The sequence below is a fragment of the Hominisplanchenecus faecis genome (assembly GCF_020687205.1).
In the GTDB taxonomy this organism is placed as follows: Bacteria; Bacillota; Clostridia; order Lachnospirales; family Lachnospiraceae; genus Hominisplanchenecus; species Hominisplanchenecus faecis.
Genome location: NZ_JAJEQE010000020.1, coordinates 36,423 through 46,012, shown reverse-complemented (window position 1 = coordinate 46,012; position 9,590 = coordinate 36,423). Strand labels below are relative to the sequence as shown.

Annotated in this window: 7 protein-coding genes; all 7 read right to left on the bottom strand. The window is 45.7% G+C overall.

Annotated elements, in window-relative coordinates; genetic code table 11:
- Window positions 1–227 (bottom strand): hypothetical protein (locus LKD42_RS07535; protein ID WP_248835296.1); only part of this gene is annotated, 227 nt, incomplete at its 3' end.
- Window positions 212–1,603: a sodium-dependent transporter gene (locus LKD42_RS07530; RefSeq protein WP_022118193.1), complete on the bottom strand. Its 1,392-nt coding sequence runs from the start codon at window positions 1,601–1,603 to the stop codon at window positions 212–214. The genes LKD42_RS07535 and LKD42_RS07530, both read right to left, overlap by 16 nt.
- A 64-nt stretch (window positions 1,604–1,667) precedes the next feature.
- Window positions 1,668–2,018, bottom strand: a complete 351-nt coding sequence (locus LKD42_RS07525) for a PqqD family protein (RefSeq protein WP_022118192.1) — start codon at window positions 2,016–2,018, stop codon at window positions 1,668–1,670.
- The gene (locus LKD42_RS07520; protein ID WP_248835295.1) at window positions 2,015–3,913 is read right to left on the bottom strand and encodes an OPT family oligopeptide transporter; all 1,899 of its coding nucleotides are present in this window, start codon (window positions 3,911–3,913) and stop codon (window positions 2,015–2,017) included. Before LKD42_RS07520 ends, LKD42_RS07525 begins: the two co-directional genes overlap by 4 nt.
- A 442-nt stretch (window positions 3,914–4,355) precedes the next feature.
- Complete coding sequence (locus LKD42_RS07515) at window positions 4,356–5,588, bottom strand: MYG1 family protein (RefSeq protein ID WP_248835294.1); 1,233 nt, start codon at window positions 5,586–5,588, stop codon at window positions 4,356–4,358.
- Window positions 5,563–8,892 (bottom strand): SbcC/MukB-like Walker B domain-containing protein, encoded by a 3,330-nt coding sequence (locus LKD42_RS07510; protein WP_248835293.1) that lies wholly within the window; start codon window positions 8,890–8,892, stop codon window positions 5,563–5,565. Before LKD42_RS07510 ends, LKD42_RS07515 begins: the two co-directional genes overlap by 26 nt.
- Complete coding sequence (locus LKD42_RS07505; protein ID WP_248835292.1) at window positions 8,885–9,529, bottom strand: DUF4194 domain-containing protein; 645 nt, start codon at window positions 9,527–9,529, stop codon at window positions 8,885–8,887. The genes LKD42_RS07510 and LKD42_RS07505 overlap by 8 nt, the downstream gene beginning before the upstream one ends.
- Window positions 9,530–9,590 lie beyond the last annotated feature (61 nt).

Genomic DNA, 9,590 nt, shown 5'->3' with positions numbered 1-9,590 from the left:
CCCCGATATGAGCATAAAAGTGGAGCGTAAGCTTCACGATATGCGAATATTGGATAGAATTGTGGGAGTACGAAGTATGGAACAATTCGTATGGCATCTTTTGACCCCAACATCATTCTATAACCATTATATAAAATTAAAAAAGCATTGTACACTAGCCAAACGGCCAGTTTTACAATGCTTAACTGAGTTTTTTCAAAGTTTTCTGTTTTTACATCGAAATCCATCCCAGTACATTTGCAATGGAGCTGAGAAGGATAATGATAACGCAGGCGGATGCCAGATATTTCAGGAAGAAATGATATAATTTCTTGCGTTTAAAATCAGATGACTGTTCAATCTCCGCATCCATTCTTTTAAATCCGACGACTTTCAGGATCAGAATGCAGGTAGCAAGTGCTGCGATCGGCATCATGACCGAGTTGGTCAGGAAGTCAAAGAAATCCAAAAACTGCATACCAAGGATCTTCACAGAGTCCCAGATACCATATCCAAAAGAGGATGCCGTTCCGATCACCAGCATCACGACAACCATCAGCAGACAGCATTTTCCACGGCTCCAGTGAAGCTCATCGTTCAGGGTGGAAACGCTGGTCTCAAGAAGTGAGATTGCACTGGTCAGTGCCGCAAACAGAAACATCAGGAAGAATGCGATGCCGACAATCGTGCCAACTCCCATACTCGCAAATACTTTCGGCAGGGTGATGAACGTCAGTGCCGGTCCTGCCTGGAGCGTTTCCATATCTCCGCCGGAGAATGCAAACACTGCCGGAATGATCATCAGACCGGCCAGAAGTGCGACACCGGTGTCAAAAATCTCAACCTGCGTGGTGCTTTTTTCGATGTCTACATCTTTCCCGATATAAGATCCATACGTATACAGGATACCCATCGCGATCGACAGGGAATAAAACATCTGTCCCATCGCCGCAACGACCGTCATCCAGGAAAAGTTCTCCAGATTCGGGATCAGGAAATATTTGATGCCTTCCACGGCTCCCGGTCTTGTGATGGAATAAACAGCCACACAGGCTGCCAACAGGATCAGAAGCGGCATCATAACCTTTGAAACACGTTCTACTCCATTTTTTACACCTGCAAGAATGACAATAAATACCAGTGCCGCAAAGATCAGAAACCATATTTCTACTTCCATAGAAGAGGTGATAAAACTGTTGAAATAGCCGTCCTGTGCAACAAGGTTTGCATTGCCCCTGATATACTCAAACAGATATTTCAGAACCCAGCCGCCGATCACACTGTAATAAGGAACGATCATCATCGGGATGACTGCGTTGATCCAGCCTCCCAAGTGAAACGGCAGGCTCTTTCCGAATTTGTGGAAAGCTCCAACCGGGCTTTTTTTCGTCATACGTCCCAGTGCTGTTTCGGATACGATCATAACATATCCAAAAGTGACCATTAAAATCAGATAGACAAGCAGAAACATACCTCCGCCATATTTTGCCGCAAGATACGGAAATCGCCAGATGTTTCCAAGTCCAACCGCAGAGCCGGCAACTGCCAGCACATAACCGATGCGACCGGAAAATTTTCCCCGTGCGTGCAAGAGATTTTCTGCATGTTTTTTATTTGTGCACATAAAAAGAATCCCCCTGTGGTAAAAAATCCCTTACAGCAGAAACTGCCCGCCGCAAGGGATTTTATTATTTAAAACTTACAAAATGATTGTTTTCAAGAATCTGAAAATACTTTACGATTCGTGGATAAAGGGGTTCTGCCGCTTCACCAAACCGCTCTTTTTCCAGAGCAGCCAGATCCATGACGGTTCTCTCTCCATCGATAAAAGGCCAAAGATAACTTCCATGTACATCCAGATGTATCTTTGTGACTTCCGGGCGGTTAAATACTTTCTGTGCGATCCCGTTAAAAAAACCTTCATTTTTTACTTCCAGTATCACGCGATCCCTGAAGTCTTTGTGCCACTTCAGGCCTTCGGCTTTTACCGGAATCAGATCCAGATAATTTATCTGTTGTTCCTGTTTCTTTTTTTTCATGCTTTTTTCTTTTTCTTAAGAGAGAAGTAAAGCAGGGATGCAATCATCAGCACCATAAGAATGACACCACCGATGTTGCCAAAGTTTACACTCTCTCCGATGCTTGTGTTGATACCAAATACTGCGAAAATTGCCAGCAGGATACCTACCAGACCTTCTCCGGCGATCATACCTGCACAGTACAGTGTTCCGTCTGTGGCCTGCTGTTCTTTTGTCTTTTCATCGACGTTTTTACGTCCATCCATTACCATACGTACAACGCCACCGATCATGATGGTTGCGTTCAGGTAGATTGGCAGATACAGACCGATTGCGAACGGCATTACCGGGATACGAAGGATCTCAAGTCCCAGTGCCAGGAATACACCTACAAATACAAGATTCCATGGCAGGTTTCCTCCCATGATACCTTCTACGATCATCTTCATCAGAGTTGCCTGAGGAGCCGGTACTTCTGCTCCGCCGTAACCCCATGCTGCATTCAGCAGATAAAGAACACCACCGATAGCCAGACCGGATGCAAGAACACCGATCAGCTCACCGATCTGCTGTTTTTTCGGTGTGGCACCCAGCAGATAACCGGTCTTCAGATCCTGCGAAGTATCGCCTGCGATTGCTGCAATGATACAGATAACAGAACCGATTGCGATTGCTGCTGTCATACCGTCGATACCTGTCTTGCCGCTTCCTTTGATTGCCATAGTAGCGATCAGCAGAGTAGCGATTGCCATACCGGATACCGGGTTGTTAGAGCTTCCTACCAGACCTACCATACGGGAGGATACTGTTGCAAAGAAGAATCCGAAGATTACGATCAGTGCTGCTCCAAGCAGAGTTACCGGGATAGCCGGTACTGCCCAGATGATAACAACCATAGCAACGATTCCGACCAGTATGAACTGCATCGGCAGATCCTGTGCGGTACGTGCGGTACTTGTATTTTTTCCGCCTTTTACGCTCTTCATGGAGTCGCTGAATGTTCTTACGATCAGTGGCAGTGATTTAATCAGGGAGATGATACCGCCTGTTGCGATGGCACCTGCACCGATATATTTTACATAAGTACTCCAGATTGCCGCTGCACCGCCGCCTGCATAAAGCTGAGCGATTGTTGTGCCTGCTTTTGCCGGATACAGCCAGGTATCAGGTCCGAACAGACAGATCAGCGGAATGATAACCAGCCATCCGAATACAGAACCAACAAACATGTAAGATGCGATCTTTGGTCCTACAATATAACCAACACCAAGCAGGGCCGGGTATACTTCCATACCGATCTCACCTTTGAAAGATTTAAAAGCTGCTGATACGTCTGCCGGGATCACCTTCAGACCATCAACGATAAATTTAAATACTGCTGCAAGTCCCATACCGGAGAATACCGTAGAAGCGTTTGCTCCGCCTTCTTCGCCGGCCAGAAGTACGTCTGCACATGCAGTTCCTTCCGGGTAAAGCAGTGTCTGGTGTTCTTTCACGATCAGGGCATTACGAAGCGGTACCATGAAAAGTACACCTAAAACACCACCGCAAAGTGCGATCAGTGTGATCTCGACAAGGCTCGGCATAGAGCAAAGACCCTCTTCTGCCCAGAGGAACAGTGCCGGCATCGTAAAGATCGCTCCTGCTGCAAGTGACTCACCGGCTGAACCGATGGTCTGTACCATGTTACTTTCAAGGATGGAATTCTTACGCATGATAATGCGAATAACACCCATAGATATAACTGCTGCCGGAATAGAAGCAGAAACAGTCATACCAACTCGGAGTCCAAGATATGCATTGGCTGCTCCGAAAATTACTGCGAGCAAAACACCCATAATAATGGAAGTCACAGTAAGCTCCGGCATGACTCTGTCTGCCGGAATGTACGGTTTGAATTCGTCTTTCTTATTCATTTCCTTTTCCTTTCATACTTTTTCTTTTAACGATCCGAAAACCTTCGTATATCCGCCCTCTTCCATCTCCGGATCATTATCACCTAAAATAATCCTTATGAATTGCTCCGCTTTCCCTCAGCTTCTGCAATTCCGTATCATCATAGAACTACATTGTACCTAAAATCCGACTAAATTGCAAGAATATAATACATTTTTCTACTTTTTTCCTGTTTTCAGACCTGTCTTTTTGTGCACTTTTTGAGATGCCAGGGTCAAAAGATCAAAATGTCGTTCTTGCTTGCAAGATAAGACATTTGAACTTGGGACCCGCTAAACATGAGGAAGTAGCTATTTACGCAGTAAATATGCGAATTCCGAATGTTTATAGAATTGCGAGAGTTACTTGTAACGGAGCAATTCGCAGGCATCTTAATGCCAGGGTCAAAAGTCTGAAATCGCACTATGAGCCGGACGGAATCCGCACAATTTTCTGTTCCCCTTCCATCTCTGTCATCACAAGCACCGGCATATGGCGTTTACGAAGTGCATGGATCAGCGGATACACCGCAAAAAGATCTCCCTGCACATAGACTGCTTCCGGTTTGGATTTCAGAATCTTTTTCACCTGATCTTTGATCTGTGCTTTCCATTCCTGCTTTTCAAGTGTGGATTTACCGTAAATGCCGTCCCACTCCATCGGCGGAAGATCCGGCAGCTCCATGTGCACGATTCTGGCACCGGAAAACTGCGGAAGTTTGAAAAGCAATGCATCGGCTGCCTCATCTGTGCCAAGATTTACGATCACAACCTGCTCATGGAACTGCTGCTGACTGATCTTGCATGCCTTTATGGCATCTTCGAGCGTACTTGTCGTCATAAGAAATCCGCCCTTATGACAGAATTCTGCACCGGAAAGACCGCTCTCTTCTTTTAATTCTTCTTTTTCAAGACCAAGCCAGCTTTCCGGAAAACTGCATTTATAATTCAGGGAGTATTCTCGCTTCTGAGGCTGAATACAGTAGCCGCCGCGATTGGATGGAAAGATCACGAATGCAATGTCTGTCTCGGAAAGATATTTCTGGCACGGAACATAATCCGGCAGCACCAGAATCTGCTTTTCATCCGCCGGCTTTTTGCCGGAAGCGATCTCTTCCTGATGCTGTTTTAAAATTTCTTCTACACGTTTGTCGGCACGCTCATTGCCCCGATAACGCTCCAGTTTGTTATCGAGGATCATGCCGGCCACACCGACCGCCTTAAAGAACGCCGCATCGTTTCCGCCCTGTGCATCCCATGGCGGATTGAAATTGCCGATCAGGGTGGCAAGTTCATTTTTTTCGCCGGTGTTGTCATTGTTGTCCAGTGGCTGCACAAAAGCCTCGTCAAATTTTTCTGCCAGTTCTTCTCCTAAAATCTCAGCACCCAACTCTTCCCATAAAAGTCCGAAAGCTGCATACGGCACACCATTTTCACGGATTCTGCTATCCCTCTGATGATGGTCGTATTTCCCTCTTCCGATGTCAAAAACAATCCCTTTAAAATCCTCCGGCACCTGACTGCCGCGGTGGATCGTGATCTCCGGATTGACAGACAGCAGAAGTGCAGACGAAAATACATCGTCCGCATGAAACTTTCCGCTGTGGGTAAATGCCTGTGCATCTTTTTCTTTAATTTGCTCCATTAACTGTGTCATGAAATTTCACCTTTCCGATCAACATATCGTCGTTTGCATTTTTCAGAACCGGGATGATCACACCGCATTCACTTCCGATCGATTCCAGTTTATTTGGCGGTGCACAGAAGATAACCTGAAAGTCCTGGTTTTTGAAGAAATCAAGCATCAGTTTGATATTGTGGTCACTCATTTTTTCGAACGGCTCATCAATAAAGATCAGTCTTACGGAATTGACTCGCACATTGTAGAGCATGGAGAGTGCCGCCGACAAAATCAGCGTATATGGGATCTGCGTTCCGGCACCGGAATTGTATCCTACCTGTTTGGATAATTTTCCGTCTTTTACTTCCTCGTTGTTGATGATGATCTCGTAGCTCATATAATTGCGGTAATCTGCAAATTTCTGGATCTCCGCCAGATCATTTTTTTCAATGATGCGGTTAATAATATCTTTGATCTCCCGCTCCCGTCTCTCTACTTCGTCATCCTCATAACCCATCAGCTTTGTAAGGGCGATCTGACCGTCCGCCAGATTTCCGGTCTGCTGAAGATACTCTGCATAACGCAGAATTTTGGCATAGTCGGAATTGTCATTCAAAAATTTCACATCAAACTGATAGCATGTCGCGAATTTCAGCTTGCGAAGCTCTTTGTTGATCTGTGCGATGTCTTTTCTTGCAGCCCTTGCCGTCTCGTAAATATTCAGAACAAATTCTCTTTTGAAAATGCTTTCATAACGCATGGTCTGCTCTTTTAATTTCTGCTGCAGATTCTGAAGGTCATCGATCCAGATCTTTCCGCGTCTCTGGTGATAGCTTTTTTCGTACTCAAGACCGATCGGCAGACGTTCTTCTTCCTGCTTGCGGTTGTTGTACGCCTGCTGCTGTCCGTTGATATTTGCCGCAAAACTGCTGACACGTTTTTCCATCTGCTCTTTCTCGGAAAGCTGCATGATGCCGCCTTTTTTATCTTCTCCGGCAAGATAGCGGTCGTATTCTGTGATCGCCTGCTCTGCTGCAGAACGATTGAGCTTTTGTTCTTCTTCCAGATGTTTCTGCTCTTCCGCTTCTTTCGCCTGATACATCACGCTGTCTTTCTTTTTCTGTTCGATTTCCGCTTCCAGTCGGTAACGCTTTTTGCTCTCTTCATCTTTCTCCCGTGTTTTATTGCGAAGCTGTTTTTCCAGATCGGTCACACGCTGCGAAAGTGCCATAAATTCTGCATTGTTTTTCTGGGCTTCCAGAAGTTCACGATAACGCACCTTTTCTGCTTCCAGCTCTGCATTTAAATGCTCACATTCTCTGTTGGCTTCCAGATTGTAATCTTTGAAATAATCCAGACTACTCTGCAGAAAGACATCCTGATTCTGCATCGTATGTCTGCTGCTCAAAATCTCTTTTTCCCGTTTTTCCAGCTGATCCAGTTTTTTCGCAGCTCTTTTGCGGTTCAGCTCGATCGCCGCCCCGCCAAGGCAGTAGCTCTTGATCTTTTTCGTGTTGATGTAAGTAACTGCCATATTTCTGCCGAGTTTTCCTTCTTTTGACATGGCATTGTCGTATTTTGCAACCTCGTCCAGCTCGACTGCATGGATCGCTCCCAGCCAAAACTGGAAATACTTTGCTGCTGTCTCATTCTGAATCTGAAGATAATGATAGACCGAATCTTCCTCACATTTGATCTTGCGTTCAGCCAGACGCTTTGTATTGACCAGCTCCACATAACGATGTCCGGAGCGGTCCATAACCTGATTGGCAACATCAAAGGCCTGTGGCGAGACCAGGATCGCATAGCGGTGCACACCAAGAAAAGCTTCGATCGCATCACGCCATGCTTCGTCTTTCAGTTCCGATACATATTCACACGCCATGCGGGCTTCTTCATCGATGCCCTGTTTTTTCAGTTCTTTGTTGATCTCCCGGATCAGCTGCGTCTGTTCCTGCACATGCGAATAATCCGCTTTGTTGCGATCGCAGTTTTCGATGATCTTGCTCTGCTCGCTGCGTTCCAGCTGCACTTCTTTGAGCTCGCGATCCAGATAAGCTCTGCTCCGCACAATACTGTCACGTTTTTTACGGATTTCCGCCCGCAGTGCATCAATGGCTTCCTGCTTTTCAGAATTGGAAAGATCCACTGCCGTCAGTTTTTCAAGTGTTTCAAAATAAGAAACCTCGCATTCCATTTTTTTCAGTTCTTCTGCCACATGCAGCAGACGTTTCCGGAACTGCTCCAACTCTTCCCTTTCACTCTTCCGCTTCTCCAGCTGTTTCTCGAAAGCAGTGATCTGCTGTCTGGAATTGTCGATTGCTTTGGAAACATTCAGTTCCCGCAGTGCGGCTTTTGCTTCCATGTAATAACGGTCAAGTGCATCGATCTCCGTGCTCAGTTCTTTGATTGTTTTGATCTGTGCTTCTACTTCAATGCTGTTTTTGCGGATCATTTCTTCTGCCATACAGCGTTTTTCTTTCCAGGAAAGCATATTTCGATATTTTAATTTAATATCATCCACTTTCAGCTGCATGACACGCTCATCGTATTCTGCATAATCCTTCAGGATCGCATCCAGATCACCGATCTCTTCTTCGATCAGCTCCAAACGGCTGTTGATCTGCTCAATATTTTTCTTGGCATCTTTTAATTTTTCAAAATTGACATCGTGTTCTTCCAGAACCGATTCCCGGATAAATTCCTGGATCTTTGCCGCCGGATTGTATGCCATGATATTTCGAAGTTTTCTCTGATAACGAAACACTTCCTGATACGGAAGCTTCAGTCCGACCATCTGCATAAACAATGCCACTCCATCCTGTTTCTTGCGGAGTTTGACATTGTAACGTTTCTGAAATCCGGACGCATCGTACGGCTTTAAGGCAGAACCGTCTTCATAGACATAGGAAATATCCGACAGACGTTTGTCTTCCATCGCATACCAGTACGTGCCGCGGATATCCGTCACGGCTGTCTCGATGATCACGCCGAGCACAAAGGATTTTTCGTTGATCTGGTCATAATATTCCAGTGCGATATGGCTGTACACAACCGGGATCTTCTCTGCCGGTCTTGCATACACGCCGGCACTTGCATCAACCAGACAGCGTGTATACGAGATCAGATTTCGCTTGCCCACGCCTGTATTATATCCGCTTGTCGCCTTATTAAACTGCGTATCACCGGTGTAGGCATATTTGATGGCATCGAGGATCGTCGATTTTCCGCACTCATTTTCTCCGGAGATCAGGGTGAGATTTTCTGCAACCGGAACGACCGTGTTGGTAAATCCATACCAGTTGATCAGCTGTACATTGCGTAAAACTATTTTACTCATCGCTCTCCTCACTTTCTGCCTCTTCCAGGTCTGCCATGTCCGCTGCCTCGAAATCTTCCTGTTCCACAAATTCTGCCATCACCTGTTTCAACTGTCCGATATCCATACAGAACTGCAAAGAAGGATAGAGACGCACAGCCCCGTCCTCTTTTGTGATATCGTCACTGTAATCGATCAGGCAGAACCTGCGGAAGGTCGCATATGCTTTTTTGAACTCGACCGGTGTCAGTTCTATATCATAAAGTCTGCATTTGTCGATAATCTCACCGACCGTCACATAGACTGCCTCTTCATATCCCATCCGCTCCAGAAATAAAAGCCACAATACCAGCAGCAGCTTCATATGTCTCTGGTCAAAATGATAGAGATTGAGGCGTTTCAGTCCAACCGTTTCTTTATCATCATCATTTGGCTGCAGCATCGCCACACCCATCTGTTCTTCCACAACCACTTTGTAGCCGATCACTGCCAGATACTGGTTCATGTCGTAGCGGTTAGATTCGGAAGCCACAAACTGATAGAGCTTTTCTTCTTTGTCTTTTACAAGAAATGTCGTATCCAGAAGCCGCCGCACACAGCGTTTGAACAGATACGCATCCTCGTCGCTCATATTGCTTATAAAACTTAAATCCTGCATATAAATTTACCTCATTGTATTTGTAAAGCGGACATTCACAATCCGCTTCTCTGCGTTCAAA